The sequence below is a fragment of the Streptomyces pacificus genome, from assembly GCF_011766325.1.
Lineage (GTDB): Bacteria > Actinomycetota > Actinomycetes > Streptomycetales > Streptomycetaceae > Streptomyces > Streptomyces pacificus.
Map to the genome: position 1 here is coordinate 347,132 of NZ_BLLG01000004.1, position 19,704 is coordinate 366,835.

The window sequence follows — 19,704 nt, forward strand, 5'->3', positions numbered from 1 at the left end:
CGTCCGGGCGGGCTCGGACATACCCTCAGGGTCGAGCCCGCTCCCCTTCGACCGAGGCGGACACCGCATCCGCGCGGTTCGGGATTCCGGACCCGCGAACCGCGCGGACCGGGTGGGCGGCGCGGACCGGGTGGGCGGCGCGGACCGGGTGGGCGGCGTAAGCGCCGGCGTCCTCGCCCGTCCCCGGCGGGGAGACGGAGAGAGCGACGATCACGCGTTCACCGTGCCCTCGCGGCGGGCCCGGGAGGCGATGACCGCGTCCTCGGCGGCGCGCTTGAGCTTGCGGTCGGCGTAGAAGCCGCCGAACGGCAGCACCGACAGGACGAAGTAGACGGCGGCGGTCCCGATGTCCCACTTGGCGCGGTTCCAGGCGTCCAGCCAGAAGACCACATACAGGACGAAGAGAGCGCCGTGGATCGCACCCATCACCGGGACCGCGTTGAACTCCGTGGTGCGCTTGAGCACCGAGCAGACGAGCAGCAGCAGGAAGGACACGGCCTCCGGTGCGGAGACGAGCCGGAGGCGGTGGAGGGCGGAGGCGGTCTTGATGTCCACGGAAGGCACCTTCAGAGGCTTCGGGGGGAGGGATGTTCTTGTGAACGGAAGCACAAGCGTAGCCATTCTGGCATCGCGCCGCTCCCACCCCGCGCCCGGGTGCCCCGGGCCGGACCGGGGCCGGGCCGAGATCGGGCCGGGATCGGGCCGGGTAGCGGACGGGCCGGCGGCCGGCCGGGGACGGACCGGGCACATGTCGGGGTCGGACCGGGAACGGGTTCATTCCGGGGGGGCCTGTCCGCATACGCACCCCGCCCAGTACCGTCACCCCGTGGCAATGTTCCGACTCCAAGGCAGCAAAGTGCTCGCCGTCGACATGACCGGGGACTCCGTCAAGGCGAAGAACGGGTCCATGGTCGCGTACGACGGCCGGATGGACTTCAAGAAACTGACCGGCGGCGGCGAGGGCCTGCGCGGGATGGTGACCCGCCGCCTCACCGGCGAGCAGATGGCCCTGATGGAGGTGAAGGGCCAGGGCACCTGCTACTTCGCCGACCGGGCCTCCGAGATCAACCTCGTCTCCCTGCACGGGGACAAGCTGTACGTCGAGTCCAGCAACCTCCTCTGCACGGACGGCGGGCTGCGCACCGGCACCAGCTTCACCGGGCTGCGCGGCGGCGCTACGGGCAACGGCCTGTTCACCACGACCGTGGAGGGCACCGGCCAGGCCGCGATCATGTCGGACGGCCCGGCCGTGGTGCTGCGGGTGACGCCCCCGTACCCGCTCTCCGTGGACCCGGGGGCCTATATCGCCCACCAGGGCGATCTGCGGCAGCAGTTCCAGTCGGGGGTCACCTTCCGGACGCTCGTGGGCGAGGGCGGCGGCGAGGCCTTCCAGATCCGGTTCGAGGGCGACGGGCTCGTGTATGTGCAGCCCAGTGAGCGCAACACCGTGGGAGGGGATGTCTGATGCCGTTCCGCGAGGTCAACTCGAAGATGGTCGAGGCGACGGTGGTCCCCGGCCAGCGGATGTACAGCCAGCGCGGCGCGATGCTCGCCTACCGGGGCGACGTCTCCTTCACCCCGAACATCGCCGGCGGCCAGGGCGGGCTGATGTCGATGATCGGCCGGCGGGTCGCCGACGAGGCGACCCCGCTGATGACGGTCGAGGGCTCCGGCACCGTCATGTTCGGCCACGGCGGCCACCACATCCAGGTCGTCGGCCTCGAAGGCGACACCCTCTACGTCGAGGCCGACCGGCTGCTCGCCTTCGACGGCACGCTGGAGCAGGGCACCATGTTCATGGGCTCCCAGGGCGGGGTGATGGGGATGGTGCGCGGCCAGGTCACCGGCCAGGGCCTGTTCACCACCACCCTGAGGGGGCACGGCGCGGTCGCGGTCATGGCGCACGGCGGGGTGATCGAACTGCCGATCACGCCCGGCCGGCCGGTCCATGTCGACCCCCAGGCGTATGTCGCGCACCACGGCGACGTACGGAACAAGCTCTCCACGGCGCTGGGCTGGCGCGACATGGTGGGGCGCGGCTCGGGCGAGGCGTTCCAGCTGGAACTGAGCGGCAGTGGTGCGGTGTACGTCCAGGCGTCCGAGGAGAAGCTGTGAACACGCCGGTGATCCATGACCCGATGTCGCTGCCGGGCGACGACAACGTCGACTCGTACACCTTCTGCGTGGAGCTCAAGGGCTCCCAGTGGTTCCTGCAGAAGGGGAAGATGATCGCCTACTACGGGCGGATCGACTTCAACGGGGTCGGCCACGGCAGCCTCGACCGGCTGATGCGCACCAGTTTCCACTCGCCGCTGCACGCGAGCGACTGGGTGGTCGCCGAGGGCAGCGGCAAGATGCTGCTCGCCGACCGGGCCTTCGACGTCAACTCATTCGACCTCGACGACGGCAATCTGACGATCCGCGCCGGGAACCTGCTGGCGTACCAGCCCTCGCTGGCGCTGAAGCAGTCGATCGTGCCGGGCTTCCTCACGCTGATCGGCACGGGGAAGTTCGTCGCGGCGTCGAACGGGCCGGTGGTCTTCATGGAGCCGCCGATCCGGGTGGACCCGCAGGCGCTGGTGGGCTGGGCGGACTGCCCCTCCCCGTGCCACCACTACGACCACGGGTACATGAGCGGGGTGATGGGCGGTCTGCGGCAGCTGTCCGGTATCGGCGGGGCGTCCGGCGAGGAGCACCAGTTCGAGTTCGTGGGTGCGGGCACGGTGCTGCTGCAGTCGACCGAGGCGCTCATGCCGGAGGTGGCGACGGGTGCGGTGCCGCACGCGGACGGCGTGCCCGGCGGGGGGCATGGCCCTGGCCGGCCCGGCACTACCCCGCGTCTGCCCGGTCAGTTGGGGGACCTCCAGCACCGCTTCGGGTTGTGAGCGGTAGGCTGCGGAGTGTGACGTCGAACGTCTGCACCCTTCACGGGGGACTCGGGGTGCCGGATGCGACCGTCCCCCGTTTCGTCCCGATTTCAACTTCTTAGGGTAGCATCCATATATGGAAACCGAGACGGCCACGCGCTGGCTGAGCGATGCGGAGCAGTGCGCCTGGCGCACCTATCTGGACGTCAACAGGCTGCTGACGTACCAGATGGAGAAGGATCTGCAACCGTTCGGCCTGACCATCAACGACTACGAGATCCTCGTCAACCTCTCGGAGTCCCCCGAGCGGCGTATGAGGATGAGCGATCTGGCAGCGGCCACGCTCCAGTCCAAGAGCCGGCTGTCCCACCAGATCACCCGTATGGAGAACACGGGCCTGGTACGCCGCGAGAACTGCGAGTCGGACCGCCGCGGGCTGTACGCGGTGCTCACCGACCAGGGCATGGAGACCATGCAGAAGGTGGCGCCGCACCACGTCGAGTCGGTACGGCAGCACTTCATCGACCTGCTGTCCCCGGAGGCGCTCGCCAACCTGCACGAGTCGCTGAAGCCGGTGGCGGCGCACCTGCGCGGCCTTAGGGGCAGAGCCTGACGGTGCCGGTGGACACCGCCGGCCACCGCCCCGGCCCCGGCCGCCGGCACCGGTGTACGGGCCCGCCGTCCGCGCCGCGCCATCCGGCCACGTGCCTTGGGGGAATGGGCGCGTGGCCGGGAGACCGGCGCGGTGCGGGGACCCTCGCGGGTCGGTCCCGGAGCGGGGACGTCGCACGCGCCATGCCGCACCCGGCCGACAACGGGGTGCGGCAGCTACGTCGGCGCGCGGCCTTGTGCAGCGCCGCCCACGGGTCTCGGCCGAGGCGGCGGCCGGCGGGGCTCAGTCGCCGGTCAGGCCCGCCACCAGTTCGTCGGCCGCCGCATAGGGGTCCAGCTCACCCGCGACGATCCGCTCGGCGAGGGCGTCCAGGCGGCGGTCCCCGCCGAGGTCGCCGATGCGCTCGCGCAGCGCGGTGACGGCGATGGTCTCCACCTCGTGCGCGGCGCGGCGGGCCCGGCGCTCGGCGAGCACACCGCGCTCCTCCATCCAGGCACGGTGCTTCTCCAGGGCCGCCACGACCTCGTCGACGCCCTGCGCCCGCGCGGCGACCGTCTTCACGATCGGCGGGCGCCAGTCGCCCGGCGCCCGGGACTCGCCGAGCCCGAGCATGTGGTTGAGCTCGCGGGCGGTGGCGTCGGCGCCGTCGCGGTCCGCCTTGTTGACCACGTACACGTCGCCGATCTCGAGGATCCCCGCCTTCGCGGCCTGGATGCCGTCGCCCATCCCGGGCGCCAGCAGCACCACGGACGTGTCGGCCTGGGAGGCGATCTCCACCTCCGACTGACCGACCCCGACCGTCTCCACGAGCACCACGTCGCAGCCGGCCGCGTCCAGGACGCGGATCGCCTGTGGCGCCGCCCAGGCGAGGCCGCCGAGGTGCCCGCGGGTGGCCATCGAGCGGATGTAGACCCCGGGGTCGGAGGCGTGCTCCGACATCCGCACCCGGTCCCCGAGCAGCGCACCGCCGCTGAACGGGGAGGACGGGTCGACGGCGAGCACGCCGACCCGCCTGCCGGCCTTCCGGTACGCCGTCACCAGCGCCGAGGTGGACGTGGACTTGCCGACGCCCGGCGAACCGGTCAGACCCACCACGTATGCACCGCCGGTCAGCGGCGCGAGTGCCGCCATGACCTCGCGGAGCTGCGGGGACGCCCCCTCGACGAGGGAGATCAGCCGGGCCACGGCCCGCGGCCTGCCCTCCCTCGCCTGGGCGACCAGCTGGGGGACGTCCACCATCATGCGCGCTCCGATCTCCGAGAGGCCTACTTCGCCGGCACGCGCACGATCAGCGCGTCGCCCTGGCCGCCGCCGCCGCACAGCGCCGCCGCCCCGATCCCGCCGCCGCGCCGCCTCAGCTCCAGCGCCAGGTGCAGCACGATGCGGGCGCCGGACATGCCGATCGGGTGGCCCAGGGCGATCGCGCCGCCGTTGACGTTCACCTTTTCCGGCGATACCCCGAGGTCCTTCATCGACTGCACGGCGACCGCGGCGAACGCCTCGTTGATCTCGATGAGGTCGAGGTCGGAGACCTCGAGGCCGTCCTTCCCCAGGGCGTGCGCGATCGCGTGGGACGGCTGGGACTGCAGCGAGTTGTCCGGGCCCGCGACGTTTCCGTGGGCGCCGATCTCCGCGATCCAGTCCAGCCCCAGCTCCTCGGCCTTCGCCTTGCTCATCACCACCACGGCGGCCGCGCCGTCGGAGATCTGCGAGGAGGTGCCGGCCGTGATCGTGCCGTCCTTGGCGAACGCGGGCCGGAGCTTGGCGAGCGACTCCGCCGTGGTCTCGGCGCGGATGCCCTCGTCCTTGCTGAAGACGACCGGCTCGCCCTTGCGCTGCGGGATCTCGACGGGCGTGATCTCCGCCTCGAACAGGCCGTTCTTCTGCGCGGCGGCGGCGCGCTGGTGCGACAGCGCGGCGACCTCGTCCTGTTCGGGGCGGGCGATGCCGAGGCGGGTGTTGTGCCGCTCGGTGGACTCGCCCATGGCGATGCCCTCGAACGAGTCGGTGAGGCCGTCGTGCGCCATGGCGTCGAGCATCCCGATCGCGCCGTACTTGAAGCCCTCGCGGGACTTCGGCAGCAGGTGCGGCGCGTTGGTCATGGACTCCTGGCCGCCGGCGACGACGATGTCGAATTCACCCGCCCGGATCAGCTGGTCGGCGAGGGCGATCGCGTCGAGCCCGGACAGGCAGACCTTGTTGACCGTGAGCGCGGGGACGCTCATCGGGATGCCCGCCTTGACGGCCGCCTGCCGGGCCGGGATCTGCCCGGCCCCGGCCTGCAGCACCTGGCCCATGATCACGTACTGCACCTGGTCGCCGCCGATACCGGCCCGGTCCAGCGCCGCCTTGATGGCGAAGCCGCCCAGATCGGCCCCGGAGAAGGACTTCAGAGAGCCGAGCAGCCGTCCCATGGGGGTGCGGGCCCCGGCGACGATGACGGATGTGGTGCTGTTCGTTCCGGTCATGAGAGGCGATCCCCTTCCAGCACGGCGGCTGAGGAGTGAACGAGGGTTTACTCGAACTGTACTGAGCGGTCCCCGTCCGGGTCACCGGGCAGCGCGTGTGATCGCGCGCACGTTGCGTAACCACCGCGGGAGCGCTGCACTGGAGAGATGCTGACGCGAATCGACCACATCGGGATCGCCTGCTTCGACCTCGAGCGGACCGTCGAGTTCTACCGGGCCACCTACGGCTTCGAGGTGTTCCACACCGAGGTCAACGAGGAGCAGGGCGTCCGCGAGGCCATGCTCAAGATCAACGAGACCTCGGACGGCGGCGCCTCCTACCTCCAGCTGCTCGAGCCCACCCGCGAGGACTCCGCCGTCGGGAAGTGGCTGGCCAAGAACGGCGAGGGGGTCCACCACATCGCCTTCGGCACACCGGACGTGGACGGTGCCGCCGACGGCATCCGGGGCAAGGGCGTACGCGTCCTCTACGACCGGCCCCGCACCGGTTCGATGGGCTCCAGGATCACGTTCCTGCACCCCAAGGACTGCCATGGCGTCCTCACCGAACTGGTCACTTCCGCCTCCCCCTCATCAGCGGAGCACTGACCGCCGGGATTCCCGGCCCGGTAGAGTGGAGCGCTCCGGGCCGGGGCCGGGTCGGGGCCGCGCCGCGTCCTCGTTGCTGATCTGACACCATTTCCCCGGGGGGCCGTTCAGGCGAACGGCACTCGTCTGTAGAGAGTTGCGACCAGGGGACGGATGGGACCGCGCAGTGCGGGGCTACGAACGCCAGGAGAGCCACCGAGCTGACGACGACCACCTCTCGCGGTTCGAAGCCGAGATGGACCGGCTGAAGACCGAGCGGGAGAAGGCCGTCCAGCACGCAGAGGACCTCGGATACCAGGTCGAGGTGTTGCGCGCCAAGCTCCACGAGGCGCGCCGCACCCTCGCGTCCCGTCCCGCCTACGACAGCGCCGACCTCGGCTACCAGGCCGAGCAGTTGCTCAGGAACGCCCAGATCCAGGCGGAGCAGTTGCGCTCGGACGCCGAGCGGGAACTGCGCGAGGTCCGGGCCCAGACCCAGCGCATCCTCCAGGAGCACGCCGAGCACCAGGCCCGTCTGCAGGCCGAGTTGCACGCCGAGGCGAACCAGCGCCGCCAGCGCCTCGACCAGGAGCTGGCGGAGCGCCGGCAGACCGTCGAGGCGCACGTCAACGAGAACGTGGCGTGGGCGGAGCAGCTGCGCGCCCGCAGCGAGGCCCAGGCCCGCCGGCTGCTGGACGAGTCGCGCGCCGAGGCCGAGCAGGCCCTCGCCGCCGCCCGCGCCGAGGCCGCCCGGGTCGCCGAGGAGGCCCGGCAGCGGCTCAGCTCCGAGGCGGAGACCGCCCGCGCCGAGGCCGAGGCGGTCCTGCTGCGCGCCCGCAGGGACGCCGAGCGGCTGCTCAACGCCGCCTCCGCCCAGGCCCGGGAGGCCACCAGCCACGCCGAGCAGCTCCGCTCCGCGACGACCGCCGAGTCCGAACAGGCCCGCCAGCAGGCCGCCGAACTCGGCCGGAGCGCCGGGCAGCGGATGCAGGAGGCGGAGGACCGGCTCCGCGAGGCCCGCGCGGAGGCCGACAAGACCGTCGCGGAGGCCAAGGAGTCCGCGGGCAGGCTGCTCACCAACGCCGAGTCGGCGAACGAGCAGCGGGCCAGGACCGCCAAGTCGGAGATCGCCCGGCTCGTCGCCGAGGCCACCAAGGACACCGAGAACCTCAAGAGCGAGGCCGAGCAGGCCCTGGCCGACGCCAGGGCCGAGGCGGAGAAGCTGGTCGCGGAGGCGGCGGAGAAGGCCCGTACGGTCGCCGCGGAGGACTCCGCCGCCCAGCTCGCCAAGGCCGCGCGGACCGCCGAGGAGGTCCTGGACAAGGCGTCCGAGGACGCCAAGGACACCACCCGCAAGGCCGCCGAGGAGGCCGAGCGGATCCGCCGGGAGGCCGAGGCGGAGGCGGACCGGCTGCGCGCCGAGGCGCACGACACGGCCGAGGAGCTCAAGGGCGCGGCGAAGGACGACACCGAGGAGTACCGCGCCAGGACCGTCGAGCTCCAGGAGGAGGCCCGGCGGCTGCGCGGCGAGGCCGAGCAGCTGAGGTCCGAGGCGGTCGCGGAGGGCGAGCGGATCCGCGGCGAGGCGCGGCGGGAGGCCCTCCAGCAGATCGAGGAGGCGGCGAAGACCGCCGAGGACCTCCTGACGAAGGCGAAGGCCGACGCCGACGACGTGCGGTCCAAGGCCACATCGGACAGCGAGCGCGTCCGCACCGAGGCCATCGAGCGGGCCGCGACCCTGCGCCGGCAGGCCGAGGAGACGCTGGAGCGCACCCGCACCGAGGCGGACCGGCTGCGCGCCGACGCCGAGGAGCAGGCCGACGAGATGAAGGCCGCGGCCGAGCGGACAGCGGCCGGGCTCCGCGAGGAGAGCGAGCGCGCCGTCGCCGCCCGCCGGGCCGAGGCGGCGGAGGGACTGGCCCGGCTGCACGCGGAGGCGGAGGCCCGTCTCGCGTCCGCCGAGGAGGTGCTGGCCGGGGCGCGGTCGGAGGCGGAGCAGATCCGCCGGGAGGCCGCGGAGGAGGCCGGGCGGCTGCGGACCGAGACGGCCGAGCGGGCCCGTGCGCTGGTGGAGCAGGCCGAGCAGGAGGCCGAGCGGCTGCGCGCGGAGGCCGCGGCCGACGCCTCGGCCTCCCGCGCCGAGGGCGAGGCGGTCGCCGTGCGGCTGCGCTCCGAGGCCGCCGCGGAGGCCGAGCGGCTGAGGTCCGAGGCGAAGGAGACCGCCGACCGGATCCGCGGCGAGGCCGCCGCGGCTGCCGAGCGGGTCGGGCAGGAGGCCAACGAGGCGCTCGCCGCGGCCCGGGAGGAGGCGAACCGCCGCCGCCGGGAGGCCGAGGAGACCCTGGGCGCGGCCCGGTCGGAGGCCGACCAGGAGCGGGAGCTGGCCCGCGAGCAGAGCGAGGAGCTGCTCGCCGCCGCCCGCAGGCGCGTCGAGGACGCCCAGACCGAGGCGCAGCGGCTGGTCGAGGAGGCGGACCGGCGCGCCGGCGAGACGGTGTCGGCCGCCGAGCAGACCGCCCAGCAGGTGCGGGACTCCGTGTCCGGTCTGCAGGAGCAGGCCGAGCAGGAGGCCGCCGGGCTGCGCAGCGCCGCCGAGCACGCGGCGGAGCGCACCAGGATGGAGGCCCAGGAGGAGGCCGACCGGGTACGCGGCGACGCCTACGCGGAGCGCGAGCGCGCCACCGAGGACGCCAACCGGGTCCGGGCGCGCGCCGGCGAGGAGGCGGAGGCCGCCAGGACGCTCGCCGAGCGGACCGTCAACGAGGCGATCGGCGAGTCGGACCGGCTGCGCGCCGAGGCCTCGGAGTACGGCCAGCGGATGCGCACGGAGGCGGCCGACGCCCTGGCCTCCGCCGAGCAGGACGCGGCACGGAGCCGGGCCGAGGCCCGCGAGGACGCCAACCGGATGCGTTCCGAGGCCGCGGCCCGGGCCGAGCAGCTGGTCGCCGAGGCCACGAGGGAGTCCGATCGCGTCACGACCGAGGCGTCCGAACTGCTGTCGCTCGCCGAGCATGACGCGGAGCGGCTGCGCACCGAGGCCCGGCACGTCAGGGAGGAGGGCGAGCGCCAGGCCGAGGAGCTGCGCGCGGCCGCCCGCTCGGACGGCGAGAAGGTCCTGGACGAGGCAAGGAAGGCGGCGGACAAGCGCCGTGCCGGCGCGGCCGAGCAGGCCGACCAGCTCATCGCCGAGGCGGGGGCGGAGGCCGAGCGGCTGCGCGCCGAGGCGGCCGACACCCTGAGCGGCGCGCAGCAGCGGGCGGAGCGGGTCGGGGCGGAGGCGGAGCGCCTCCGCGGGGACGCGGAGCGGGCCGCCGAGCGGATGCGTTCGGAGGCGCGCGAGGAGGCCGACCGGCTGCTCGACACCGCCCGCAAGGACGTGGCGAAGCGCCGCGCGGACGCGGCCGAGCAGGTCGACCGGCTGATGGCCAAGGCGCAGGAGGAGGCGCTGCGCGCCACGACCGAGGCCGAGTCGCAGGCGGACACCATGGTCGGCGCGGCCAGGAAGGAGGCCGACCGGCTGGTCGCCGAGGCGACCGTCGAGGGCAACTCCCTGGTGGAGAAGGCCCGTACGGACGCCGACGACCTGCTGGTGGGGGCGCGGGGCGACGCGACCGCCATCCGGGAGCGCGCGGAGGAGCTGCGCAGGCGGGTGGAGGGCGATGTCGAGGAGCTGCACGAGCGGGCCCGCCGGGAGTCCGCCGAGCAGATGAAGGCCGCTGGTGAGCGCTGCGACCAGCTGGTGAAGGCTGCTCAGGAGCAGCAGGCCGAGGCCGAGGCGAAGGCCAAGGAGCTGGTGTCGGAGGCCGGTTCGGAGGCCGGCAAGGTGCGGATCGCCGCGGTGCGGAAGGCGGAGGCGCTGCTCAAGGAGGCCGAGCAGAAGAAGGCCGAGCTGGTCCGCGCGGCCGAGAAGGTCAAGGCGGACGCGGAGCGCGAGGCCGAGCGCATGATCGAGGAGGGCAAGCGGGAGCTGGACGTGCTGGTGCGCCGGCGCGAGGACATCCAGACGGAGATCTCCCGGGTGCAGGACGTACTGGAGGCGCTGGAGTCGTTCGAGGCCCCGGGCGGCAAGGACAGCGGCGTCAAAGCGGGGGCCACGGCGGGAGTTACCCGTTCGGGCGGCAAGTCCGCCGAGAGCTAGGGCCGCGTCGGGCAGGGCCTGCCCGTCGAGGAGCGGCGCGGCGCCGGGCAGCGTCCGGCGCGGTGCATCGCAGGGCGCCGGACCGGCCTCGCAGGGGGCCCACCCGGTCGATTCGGCAACGCGGCGATGCGCCGAGTCGGCCGTGCCGGGCATCGGCACGGGGCGGGCGTCGCCTGATACGGCACCAGCCACCCGAAAGGCTGGACATTCTCCATATCAAACGGGCATCTGCTCGATGACACGCCGCTCGGGCGCCTAGGATTCCCTCTAACACCTCAGCCGGTCTCATTCGACAGGATCCCCATGAGCGACACTTCCTCCCCCTTCGGCTTCGAGCTCGTGCGGCGCGGGTACGACCGCGGTCAGGTGGATGACCGCATTACCAAACTCGTCGCCGATCGTGACAGCGCACTCGCGCGTATCACCTCGCTGGAGAAGCGCATCGAGGAGCTCCACCTCGAGACGCAGAACGCCCAGGCTCAGGTCAGCGAGGCCGAGCCGTCCTACGCGGGGCTCGGTGCGCGTGTCGAGAAGATCCTCCGCCTCGCCGAGGAGGAGGCGAAGGACCTGCGCGAGGAGGCCCGGCGCGCGGCCGAGCAGCACCGCGAACTCGCCGACGGAGCCGCCCAGCAGGTCCGCAACGACGCCGAGGCGTTCGCCGCCGACCGCAAGCAGAAGGCGGAGGACGAGGGCGTCAGGATCGTCGAGAAGGCGCAGGGCGAGGCCAACTCCCTGCGCGCCGAGGCGCAGAAGGACGCGCAGTCCAAGCGCGAGGAGGCGGACGCCCTCTTCGAGGAGACCCGCGCCAAGGCCGCCCAGGCCGCCGCCGACTTCGAGACGAACCTGGCGAAGCGCCGGGACCAGTCCGAGCGCGACCTGGCGTCGCGTCAGGCGAAGGCGGAGAAGCGCCTCGCGGAGATCGAGCACCGCGCGGAGCAGCTGCGTCTGGAGGCGGAGAAGCTGCGCACGGACGCGGAGCGCCGCGCCCGGCAGACCGTCGAGACCGCGCAGCGCCAGGCCGAGGACATCGTGGCCGACGCGAACGCGAAGGCGGACCGCATCCGCAGCGAGTCGGAGCGCGAGCTGGCGGCGCTCACCAACCGTCGCGACTCCATCAACGCCCAGCTGACCAACGTCCGCGAGATGCTGGCCACGCTGACCGGTGCGGCGGTCGCCGCCACGGGTGTGCCGGCCGACGACGAGACGGTGTCCCGCAGCGTCCCGGCCCAGCAGTCCCGCTGACGCACGGCGGTCCCGCCGACGCACGGCGGTGCCCTCCTCGTTGTGCCCGGTGCCTGGCGGAAGGCACCGGGCACAGCGCCTCCCGCCCGCCTTGCCTCCCCCCGTGTTTCCCTGTCTCCCCCGCGTTCCCCTGCCTCCCCCGCGTTCCCCTGTGTGCCCCCTGCGGCTCGTCTGGCCCGCATGCCGGTGTCCGGATGGTGAAATGAAACCGTCCGCCGGCCATATCGGGTGGCGTTTTCCCGGTATGCCCCCGTAGCGTGAACGCATGATCGAGCTCGAGGGTCTCACCAAGCGTTTCGGCTCCAAGGTCGCGGTCGACGATCTCTCCTTCACGGTGCGGCCGGGTGTCGTGACGGGGTTCCTCGGCCCGAACGGCGCGGGCAAGTCGACCACGATGCGGATGATGCTGGATCTGGACAACCCCACCAGCGGGTCGGTACGGATCGACGGCAAGCACTACAGGGAACTGCAGGAGCCGCTGAAGTACATCGGAGCCCTGCTCGACGCCAAGGCGATGCACGGCGGGCGGACCGCCTACCACAACCTGCTCTGCCTGGCCCAGGCGAACCGGATCCCGGCGAGCCGGGTGGCCGAGGTACTCGACACGGTGGGCCTGACCGCGGTGGCGAAGAAGAAGACCAAGGGCTTCTCCCTCGGCATGGGGCAGCGGCTGGGCATCGCCTCCGCGCTGCTCGGCGACCCGGAGATCCTGATGTTCGACGAGCCGGTCAACGGTCTCGACCCCGAGGGCATCCACTGGATCCGCAATCTGATGAAACAGCTCGCCGCCGAAGGCAGAACGATCTTCGTCTCCTCCCATCTGATGAGCGAGATGGCCCTCACCGCCGACCACCTGATCGTCATCGGACAGGGGCGGCTGCTGGCCGACACGTCGATGGCCGACTTCATCCACCAGAACTCGCGCAGCTATGTGCGGCTCCGCTCGCCGCAACAGGAACGGCTGCGGGACGTGCTCCACCAGTCGGGCCTCACCCCCGTCGAGGCCGGCAACGGCACGCTGGAGATCGACGGCGCCACCACCGAGCAGGTGGGCGAGCTCGCCGCCGAGCACCGGATCGTGCTCCATGAACTCAGCTCCCAGCGCGCCTCGCTGGAGGAGGCGTTCATGCAGATGACGGCGAGCGCCGTGGAATACCACGCGCATTCCGCCCCCGGTCACGGCCCCCAGTGGGCCCCGCGCGACAAGGGAGCCTGACCCATGGCCTCGGTACCCGCCGTTCTGCAGTCCGAGTGGACCAAGATCCGCACGGTCGCCTCCACCAGCTGGACCCTCGTCAGCGCCTTCGTGGTGACGGTCGCCGTCGGCGCTCTGCTGTGCGCACTGCTCGCCTCGACCTTCGACGACCTGCCGCCGACCGAGCAGGCCACCTTCGACCCGACGCTGTTCAGCTTCTCCGGGATGGCGCTGGGCCAGCTCGCGATGGTCGTCTTCGGTGTGCTGGTCGTCGGCACCGAGTACAGCTCCGGCATGATCCGCACCTCGCTCGCCGCCGTACCGCAGCGCGCCACCTTCCTGTTCAGCAAGATCGTGGTGGCCGGGGTGCTGGCGCTGGTGGTGGGGACGGCGACCAGCTTCCTCAGTTTCTTCCTCGGCCAGGCGCTGCTGGGCGAGCGCGCCACCTCCATCGGCGAGGAGAACGTGCTGCGCGCGGTGATCGGCGGAGGGCTCTACATGGGGCTGATCGCCCTGTTCTCCATGGGCGTCGCCGCGATGCTGCGCAGCTCGATGCTCTCGCTCGGCATCCTGATGCCGTTCTTCTTCCTGGTGTCGCAGATCCTGGCCGCCGTCCCTTACGCGAAGGACGTGGCCCGCTACTTCCCGGACCAGGCAGGCTCGAAGATCATGCAGGTCCTGCCGCAGACGTGGAACGGCGACGAGGTCCCGTACGGGCCGTGGGGCGGCCTCGGGATCATGCTGCTCTGGGTGGCGGCCTCGCTGCTCGGCGGCTTCGCGGTCCTGGGGAAACGGGACGCCTGACCGGTATCGCGCCCGGTCCGGGCGGTCGTCCGCCTTGGCCAGAACCGTCAGCCCCCGGATATCCTCCTCACTCATACGGGGGGTGCGGCCGCATACGGCCGCACCCCGACGATCTGACCTGTCGATGGGGCTGGAGCAATGATCGAGGCAATCGGTCTGACGAAGCGCTACGGCGCCAAGACGGCCGTGTACGACCTTTCCTTCCAGGTGCGCCCCGGAGCCGTCACCGGGTTCCTCGGGCCGAACGGCTCGGGCAAGTCGACGACGATGCGCATGGTCCTCGGCCTCGACCAGCCGACCTCCGGCCACGTCACGATCGGCGGCCACCCGTTCCGGAAGCTGCCCAACGCACCGCGCCAGGTCGGGGCCCTGCTGGACGCCAAGGCGGTGCACGGCGGCCGGAGCGCCCGCAACCATCTGCTCTCGCTCGCCCAGCTGTCCGGCATCCCGGCCCGCCGGGTCGACGAGGTCCTCGGGGTGGTGGGCCTCCAGGACGTCGCCAGGCGGCGGTCCAAGGGCTTCTCCCTCGGTATGGGGCAGCGGCTCGGCATCGCGGCGGCCCTGCTGGGCGACCCCCAGGTGCTGCTGTTCGACGAGCCGGTCAACGGTCTCGACCCCGAAGGCATCCTCTGGGTGCGCAATCTGATGAAGCAGCTGGCCGCCGAGGGCCGTACCGTGTTCGTCTCCTCCCATCTGATGAGCGAGATGGCCCTCACCGCCGACCACCTGATCGTCATCGGGCGGGGTCAACTGCTCGCGGACATGAGCGTGAAGGACTTCATCGCGCACAACTCGGCGGGCTTCGCACGGGTGCGGACCCCGCAGACCGAGCCGCAGCAGCGGGAGAAGCTGAGCGCCGTCCTCACCGAAGCCGGCGGCCGGGTCATGCCGGAGCCGGACGGGGCGCTCCGGGTCACCGGGCTCGCGCTGCCCGCCATCAGCGACCTGGCGCACGGCGCCGACGTGCGGTTGTGGGAGCTCTCGCCGCACCAGGCCTCCCTGGAGGAGGCCTATATGCGGATGACCCAGGCGGCCGTGGACTTCCGCTCGACGGACGACCGCAAGGCCGGTCTGATGCAGCAGCCGGCGCCGGGGTACGACCCGTCGGCGGCGGTGACGGCCTCCGAGGTGCCGCAGCAGGGCTGGTACGCTCCGCCGCCCCCCGGCCGCAACCCGTACGCGAGCACGCCGCCGGGCGGTGCGCCGACCGGCCGCGACCCGCACCCGGACACGCCGCCGGCCGCCGCGCCGGCCCCAGCCGCGCCTGCCCCCGCCGGCCCTCCGGCCCCTGCCGCCGCCCCCGCGGACCCGACCGAGAGCAGCACCGAGGACGCCCGATGACGACCCCGTACCCGCAGCAGGGCCCGCACCCGCAGGGCGCCTACGACTCCCCGATCCCCGTCCGGGCGGCCCACCTCGGCGACGCGCTCGCCTCCGAGTGGACCAAGATCCGTTCGGTGCGCTCCACCCTGTGGACCCTCGGCGTGATGATCGTGCTGATGTTCGGCATCGGCCTGCTCTCGGCGGTGGCCGTGTCCGCGGCGAGTCCCGAACCGCCCGAGGAGTCCGTGCTCAGCCTCGGCTTCTTCGGCGTTCTGCTCGGCTCGATCTGCGTGATCACACTGGGCGTGATGACCGTCGCCTCCGAGTACGGAACCGGCATGATCCGCACCACCCTGACCGCCTGCCCCAGCCGCGCCCGGGTGCTGACGGCGAAGGCCCTGGTCTTCTTCCTGCTGGTGTTCGTGATCACGACGGTGACCGCCGCGATCGTCGGTGCCCTGCAGACGGCGATCGCGGACGCGGGCGTCAGCTCCGGTGAGGACTGGTTCCGGGCAACGGTCGGCGCCGGTCTCTTCGTCGCCCTGCTCGGACTGCTGTCGCTCGGCGTCGGCGCCCTGATCCGGCACTCGGCGGGGGCGATCACCATCATGATCGGTGTGGTCCTGCTGCCGCTGGTGCTGGCCCTGTTCATGTTCTCGGAGTCGCTGCGGGAGGTGCAGGAGTTCCTGCTGGAGTACTCGATCCCCAGCCAGCTGGGCGTGCTCTACGACACGCCCGTCACGGGCCAGGGCCCGAGCGGCTGGGAGCCGCTGTGGATCATGGCGGGTCTGGCGGGCGCGGCCCTGGCCGCCGCGTACCTCGCGCTCGACCGGCGCGACGTCTGACCGCGCCGCCGCGCCGCGCCCCGGCGGACTGGGCCGGGACGCCCGGTACCGAGGCGCACAGGGGCGCTCGATACGGAGATGCGCCTCGGTACTGAACGCCTCGGTACGGAGGCGTGCCGCGGCGTTCAGTACCGAGGCGCGTTGCGGGACCGCTGCACCCGGGAGGTGCGGCGGTCCTTGGCGTTCCAGCACGCCCTGTGCCAATGGCGCCGGTCGTCCACCCCGCCGTAGTCGGGCCAGGCCACCACGTGCGGGGTGCCGGACGGGATCTCCTGGTCGCAGCCGGGGCAGCGGTAGCGCTTGCCCGCGGCGCTCGCCCCCGCGACATGGCGGACCCGCCACTCCTCCCCCTGCCAGCTCTCCGTCCGCTCCACCCCTCCGTAGCGGTCGGCCATGTCACCGGCGCGGTCGGTCTGCTTCTCCCCTCCGCGGGGGCGGTTTCTGCGCGGGGACACGTGACACCTCGGGAGCAGATGCGGACAGTTCACTCCCAAGCCTACGGTCCCGGGCAGCGGACCGGCGCCCCGTGCGGAGCCGATCACTCCACCCGTCGGGCCCAGTTACCGGAAAATCGCAACAACTTCGCTCGCGGCCGTGCCTTTGGCACGTGTCAGACGTTATTGCCTGTGTGGGGGGAATGCCGCGTCGGCCGCAAGGAGGCATCAGGCGATGCGCGTTGGAGTTTTCGTACTGGCGGCCCAGTTCCCGGGCCAGGGGCATGGGGAGGCACTGCACCGGGCCGTTCGGTCCGCCGAGGCGGCCGAGGCCGCCGGACTGGACTCGGTCTGGCTGGCCGAGCACCACTTCGTACCGTACGGGGTCTGCCCGTCGGCGGTGACCCTGGCCGCGCTGCTGCTCGGCCGCACGCAGCGGATGCGGGTGGGCACGGCGGTGAGCGTGCTGCCGACCGTCCATCCCGTGGCGCTGGGCGAGCAGGCGGCACTGCTGCACCTCACGTCGGGGGGCCGGTTCTCCCTCGGCGTGGGCCGCGGCGGCCCCTGGGTCGACCTGGAGGTCTTCGGCGCCGGTCTCGCCGCGTACGAGAAGCACTTCCCCGAGTCACTGGACCTGCTGCTGCGCTGGCTGCGGGAGTCCCGGGTGGGGAGCGAGGGAGAGCGATTCGCCTTCCGCGAGGTCCCCGTCGTCCCGCGGCCCGGGGATCTGATCGACGGGTACCCCCTCGGAGGACATCCCGTCGGAGGACATCCCGTCGGAGGACATCCGGTCGGAGGGTGTCCGATAGACAGGCATCCGATAGCCGGGCATCCGGCAGGCGGCCACGGCCCCGGCCCCGCGGGCCCGGAGGTGGTCGTGGCGTGCACCTCCCCCGCGACGGTGCGGCTGGCGGCCGAGCGCGGGCTGCCGATGCTCCTCGGTATGCACTGCGGCGACGAGGAGAAGGCGGACATGGTCGCCCTGTGGCGGAGCCACGCTCTCGCGTCGGGCCACGACATGGAGACGGTGGCGGCCGCCGGCCATGTGTCGGCCGGCCTGGTGCAGATCGCCGACCGCCGGACGGCGGCTGAGGAAGCCCTTGCCAAGGCGATGCCGGGCTGGCTGAAGCAGGGCCTGGCGGCCCATGTGACGGTCGACGGGCGACAGCGCGCGATGCGGGACCCCGTCCGCTACACGGAGCTGCTGTGCCGGCTGCACCCCGTGGGACCGCCGAGCCTGGCCGCGGACCGGCTCGCCGCGACCGCGGAGCGCACCGGCATCACCCGGTTCGCGCTCCTCGCCGAGGGCTCGGGCGATCTGGCGGCCACGGAGGACAACGTCCGGCGGCTGGGCGCCGAGGTGCTTCCGCTACTTCGCTGAGCGGGCCGGCGCGCGTGCGGGCCGCACGACCGTACGGCCCGCACGCCTCCCCCGGCCCGTCGTCCCGGCGGAGGCTGCCGCCCCGGCACCCATGACTCCTCGCGCGACGCGGAGCGGCAGCGGAGGACATCAGCAGTCGCGCAGTTCGGGCGACTGGTTGAGCAGCTGGGCCCGGACGGAGGTGAAGCGGGCCAGCCGCCCGTCCACCGAGGCGTCCAGGGGGAACACGGCGACGCGGTGGCAGTTCTGGAAAGCGAGCCGCACCCCGAAGTGCCGCTGCAGCGCACCCCTGATGGCGTCGCTCGCGAGTGCACGCAACAGCTGGCCGCGCGCCTGCTCGTCCGGCGGCGGCGTCTGGTTGTCGGCGAAGTCTCCGCCGTCCACCTCCAGCCGGGCCACCAGGGAACTGATCATCTCCCATGCGAAGGGCAGGGAGGTCCGGACGCAGTCGACGAATGCAGCTTCGTCGACCTCGCCTCGCTCGGCCTGTTCCAACAGCGCCGGTGAGACGTCGAGCGACATGGGTTCTCCTCTCGCGACCCCGCCGGGCGGGGCCTTACGGGCAGAAAGGGAGGCGGCGGCGTGAAACCGGCCACGCCGCTGAGGGCGACGCAGCGTGCACGGGTGGCGACCTCCTGCGCCCACGTTATGCGCGCTGTCTGGCCCGCACCAGGAGAACGGGAACACAACCGGCCACCTGCGTAAGGGCACAAGAGGGGCGACCCGTAGGTACTCGGACAGGGGCGGGAAGCGGCCGGGGGAGGAATCGCGCGCGGGGAGGTCGGTCGAGTAGCGTTGCGCCCCATGCGCCTCGTCATCGCCCGCTGTTCCGTGGACTACGCCGGCCGACTCACCGCCCATCTGCCCTCCGCTCCCCGCCTGATCCTGGTGAAGGCCGACGGCAGCGTCTCCATCCACGCCGACGACAGGGCGTACAAACCGCTGAACTGGATGTCGCCTCCCTGCACCCTCAAGGAGGGAGAGGACAGCGTCTGGACGGTCACCGGCAAAACGGGCGAGAAACTGATCATCACCATGGAGGAAGTCCTCCACGACTCCTCACACGAGCTGGGTGTGGACCCCGGACTCATCAAGGACGGCGTGGAAGCGCACCTGCAGGAGCTGCTCGCAGACCGTATCGAGACACTGGGCGAGGGCTACAGCCTGATCCGCCGCGAATACCCGACGGCGATCGGCCCCGTCGACATCCTCTGCCGGGACTCCGACGGCGCGACGGTGGCGGTGGAGATCAAGCGCCGCGGCGAGATCGACGGGGTGGAGCAGCTCACCCGCTATCTGGAGCTGCTGAACCGAGACCCCCATCTCGCCCCGGTACGCGGCGTGTTCGCGGCACAGGAGATCAAACCCCAGGCCCGGGTGCTGGCGACGGACCGGGGTATCGGCTGCGTGGTGCTGGACTACGACGCCCTGCGCGGCATCGAGGACGACAAGCTGCGCCTGTTCTGACGGGGACCGTGGGAGCGCGGGCGGCCGGCGCCGGCGCGGGCCGCCCGCGCTCGTGTGCGGGCGCGGGCGGTCGGCTTCCGCTCCGTCCGGACCCGCACGGCGTGCGGGAGCCGTCCCACGTCGAACAGTGACCGCCGTCGGTCGTCGCGGGAACCCCCGGCTACCACGCCGTCCGCACCGAGGCCGTCGCCGTCCGAGCCGGGGCACCTGGAAGAAGTACGCCCCAGGCGACCGCACTCGGTGGCCTCGGGGCCGTCCGCTGCGGGAACACCGGCCACCCGATCACCGACTCCTCCCGATACCGGCCCCCTCTGGAAGCGCTGGAAGCGCTGGTCCCGGTGCGGTGCACGGTCACGGGCC

18 protein-coding genes are annotated in these 19,704 nt (G+C 72.5%); 13 read left to right on the plus strand and 5 right to left on the minus strand.

Annotated elements, in window-relative coordinates; translation table 11 throughout:
- Positions 1-210: 210 nt before the first annotated feature.
- On the minus strand, positions 211-555 hold the full coding sequence (locus SCWH03_RS08945) for a DUF3817 domain-containing protein (RefSeq protein ID WP_173263623.1): 345 nt from the start codon (positions 553-555) through the stop codon (positions 211-213).
- A 277-nt stretch (positions 556-832) separates the two neighbouring features.
- Between SCWH03_RS08945 and SCWH03_RS08950 the strand changes: the two genes are divergently transcribed.
- The 4 genes from SCWH03_RS08950 (at position 833) to SCWH03_RS08965 (ending at position 3,480) form a co-directional block, all read left to right on the plus strand.
- Positions 833-1,465, plus strand: coding sequence for an AIM24 family protein (locus SCWH03_RS08950; RefSeq protein ID WP_173263776.1), 633 nt, complete (start codon positions 833-835; stop codon positions 1,463-1,465).
- Positions 1,465-2,115, plus strand: coding sequence for an AIM24 family protein (locus tag SCWH03_RS08955; RefSeq protein ID WP_173263624.1), 651 nt, complete (start codon positions 1,465-1,467; stop codon positions 2,113-2,115). Before SCWH03_RS08950 ends, SCWH03_RS08955 begins: the two co-directional genes overlap by 1 nt.
- Positions 2,112-2,885 (plus strand): AIM24 family protein, encoded by a 774-nt coding sequence (locus SCWH03_RS08960; RefSeq protein WP_173263625.1) that lies wholly within the window; start codon positions 2,112-2,114, stop codon positions 2,883-2,885. Before SCWH03_RS08955 ends, SCWH03_RS08960 begins: the two co-directional genes overlap by 4 nt.
- Positions 2,886-3,003: 118 nt before the next feature.
- Positions 3,004-3,480 carry a MarR family winged helix-turn-helix transcriptional regulator gene (locus tag SCWH03_RS08965; protein ID WP_173263626.1) on the plus strand — a complete coding sequence of 159 codons (477 nt, stop codon included), beginning with the start codon at positions 3,004-3,006 and terminating at the stop codon, positions 3,478-3,480.
- A gap of 282 nt (positions 3,481-3,762) precedes the next feature.
- Here the strand turns inward: SCWH03_RS08965 and meaB are convergent, their stop codons facing one another.
- Together meaB and SCWH03_RS08975 are read right to left on the minus strand one after the other, a co-directional pair.
- Positions 3,763-4,719: a methylmalonyl Co-A mutase-associated GTPase MeaB gene (gene meaB, locus SCWH03_RS08970; RefSeq protein ID WP_173263777.1), complete on the minus strand. Its 957-nt coding sequence runs from the start codon at positions 4,717-4,719 to the stop codon at positions 3,763-3,765.
- Between the two features lie 26 nt (positions 4,720-4,745).
- Positions 4,746-5,948 (minus strand): acetyl-CoA C-acetyltransferase, encoded by a 1,203-nt coding sequence (locus SCWH03_RS08975; RefSeq protein WP_173263627.1) that lies wholly within the window; start codon positions 5,946-5,948, stop codon positions 4,746-4,748.
- A gap of 147 nt (positions 5,949-6,095) precedes the next feature.
- Here SCWH03_RS08975 and mce point away from each other — a divergent pair, with 147 nt between their 5' ends.
- The 7 genes from mce to SCWH03_RS09010 all read left to right on the plus strand — a co-directional run bounded on the left by mce (position 6,096) and on the right by SCWH03_RS09010 (position 16,062).
- Positions 6,096-6,536, plus strand: a complete 441-nt coding sequence (gene mce / locus SCWH03_RS08980; protein WP_173263628.1) for a methylmalonyl-CoA epimerase — start codon at positions 6,096-6,098, stop codon at positions 6,534-6,536.
- 166 nt (positions 6,537-6,702) lie between these two features.
- A complete protein-coding gene (gene scy / locus SCWH03_RS08985; protein ID WP_173263629.1) occupies positions 6,703-10,653 on the plus strand; it encodes a polarized growth protein Scy in 3,951 nt (1,316 codons plus the stop codon).
- Positions 10,654-10,956: 303 nt separating this feature from the next.
- Positions 10,957-11,895 (plus strand): coiled-coil domain-containing protein, encoded by a 939-nt coding sequence (locus SCWH03_RS08990; protein ID WP_173263630.1) that lies wholly within the window; start codon positions 10,957-10,959, stop codon positions 11,893-11,895.
- A 265-nt stretch (positions 11,896-12,160) separates the two neighbouring features.
- Positions 12,161-13,111 (plus strand): ABC transporter ATP-binding protein, encoded by a 951-nt coding sequence (locus SCWH03_RS08995; RefSeq protein WP_173263631.1) that lies wholly within the window; start codon positions 12,161-12,163, stop codon positions 13,109-13,111.
- A gap of 3 nt (positions 13,112-13,114) precedes the next feature.
- Entirely contained in the window at positions 13,115-13,894 is a 780-nt protein-coding gene (locus tag SCWH03_RS09000) for an ABC transporter permease (protein WP_173263632.1), read from the plus strand.
- Positions 13,895-14,032: 138 nt separating this feature from the next.
- On the plus strand, positions 14,033-15,235 hold the full coding sequence (locus tag SCWH03_RS09005; RefSeq protein WP_173263633.1) for an ABC transporter ATP-binding protein: 1,203 nt from the start codon (positions 14,033-14,035) through the stop codon (positions 15,233-15,235).
- On the plus strand, positions 15,232-16,062 hold the full coding sequence (locus SCWH03_RS09010) for an ABC transporter permease subunit (protein WP_173263634.1): 831 nt from the start codon (positions 15,232-15,234) through the stop codon (positions 16,060-16,062). Before SCWH03_RS09005 ends, SCWH03_RS09010 begins: the two co-directional genes overlap by 4 nt.
- Before the next feature lie 125 nt (positions 16,063-16,187).
- Here the strand turns inward: SCWH03_RS09010 and SCWH03_RS09015 are convergent, their stop codons facing one another.
- Entirely contained in the window at positions 16,188-16,517 is a 330-nt protein-coding gene (locus SCWH03_RS09015) for an Rv1322 family protein (protein ID WP_173263635.1), read from the minus strand.
- A gap of 214 nt (positions 16,518-16,731) precedes the next feature.
- Between SCWH03_RS09015 and SCWH03_RS09020 the strand changes: the two genes are divergently transcribed.
- Entirely contained in the window at positions 16,732-17,877 is a 1,146-nt protein-coding gene (locus SCWH03_RS09020) for an LLM class flavin-dependent oxidoreductase (RefSeq protein ID WP_173263636.1), read from the plus strand.
- 129 nt (positions 17,878-18,006) lie between these two features.
- Here SCWH03_RS09020 and SCWH03_RS09025 read toward each other — a convergent pair whose 3' ends face one another.
- Positions 18,007-18,399, minus strand: coding sequence for an SCO5389 family protein (locus tag SCWH03_RS09025; protein WP_173263637.1), 393 nt, complete (start codon positions 18,397-18,399; stop codon positions 18,007-18,009).
- Positions 18,400-18,681: 282 nt separating this feature from the next.
- Between SCWH03_RS09025 and nucS the strand changes: the two genes are divergently transcribed.
- A complete protein-coding gene (gene nucS, locus SCWH03_RS09030; protein WP_216854726.1) occupies positions 18,682-19,344 on the plus strand; it encodes an endonuclease NucS in 663 nt (220 codons plus the stop codon).
- Positions 19,345-19,704 lie beyond the last annotated feature (360 nt).

Bases quoted from the DNA above. Each gene is read 5' to 3' on its own strand.
- SCWH03_RS08965 (WP_173263626.1), top strand. From the start codon at position 3,004: ATGGAAACCGAGACGGCCACGCGCTGGCTGAGCGATGCGGAGCAGTGC.
- SCWH03_RS09000 (WP_173263632.1), top strand. From the start codon at position 13,115: ATGGCCTCGGTACCCGCCGTTCTGCAGTCCGAGTGGACCAAGATCCGC.
- nucS (WP_216854726.1), top strand. From the start codon at position 18,682: ATGCGCCTCGTCATCGCCCGCTGTTCCGTGGACTACGCCGGCCGACTC.
- mce (WP_173263628.1), top strand. From the start codon at position 6,096: ATGCTGACGCGAATCGACCACATCGGGATCGCCTGCTTCGACCTCGAG.
- SCWH03_RS09020 (WP_173263636.1), top strand. From the start codon at position 16,732: ATGCGCGTTGGAGTTTTCGTACTGGCGGCCCAGTTCCCGGGCCAGGGG.
- SCWH03_RS09010 (WP_173263634.1), top strand. From the start codon at position 15,232: ATGACGACCCCGTACCCGCAGCAGGGCCCGCACCCGCAGGGCGCCTAC.
- SCWH03_RS09005 (WP_173263633.1), top strand. From the start codon at position 14,033: ATGATCGAGGCAATCGGTCTGACGAAGCGCTACGGCGCCAAGACGGCC.
- SCWH03_RS08955 (WP_173263624.1), top strand. From the start codon at position 1,465: ATGCCGTTCCGCGAGGTCAACTCGAAGATGGTCGAGGCGACGGTGGTC.
- meaB (WP_173263777.1), bottom strand. From the start codon at position 4,719: ATGGTGGACGTCCCCCAGCTGGTCGCCCAGGCGAGGGAGGGCAGGCCG.
- SCWH03_RS08950 (WP_173263776.1), top strand. From the start codon at position 833: ATGTTCCGACTCCAAGGCAGCAAAGTGCTCGCCGTCGACATGACCGGG.
- SCWH03_RS08990 (WP_173263630.1), top strand. From the start codon at position 10,957: ATGAGCGACACTTCCTCCCCCTTCGGCTTCGAGCTCGTGCGGCGCGGG.
- SCWH03_RS09025 (WP_173263637.1), bottom strand. From the start codon at position 18,399: ATGTCGCTCGACGTCTCACCGGCGCTGTTGGAACAGGCCGAGCGAGGC.
- SCWH03_RS08975 (WP_173263627.1), bottom strand. From the start codon at position 5,948: ATGACCGGAACGAACAGCACCACATCCGTCATCGTCGCCGGGGCCCGC.
- SCWH03_RS08995 (WP_173263631.1), top strand. From the start codon at position 12,161: ATGATCGAGCTCGAGGGTCTCACCAAGCGTTTCGGCTCCAAGGTCGCG.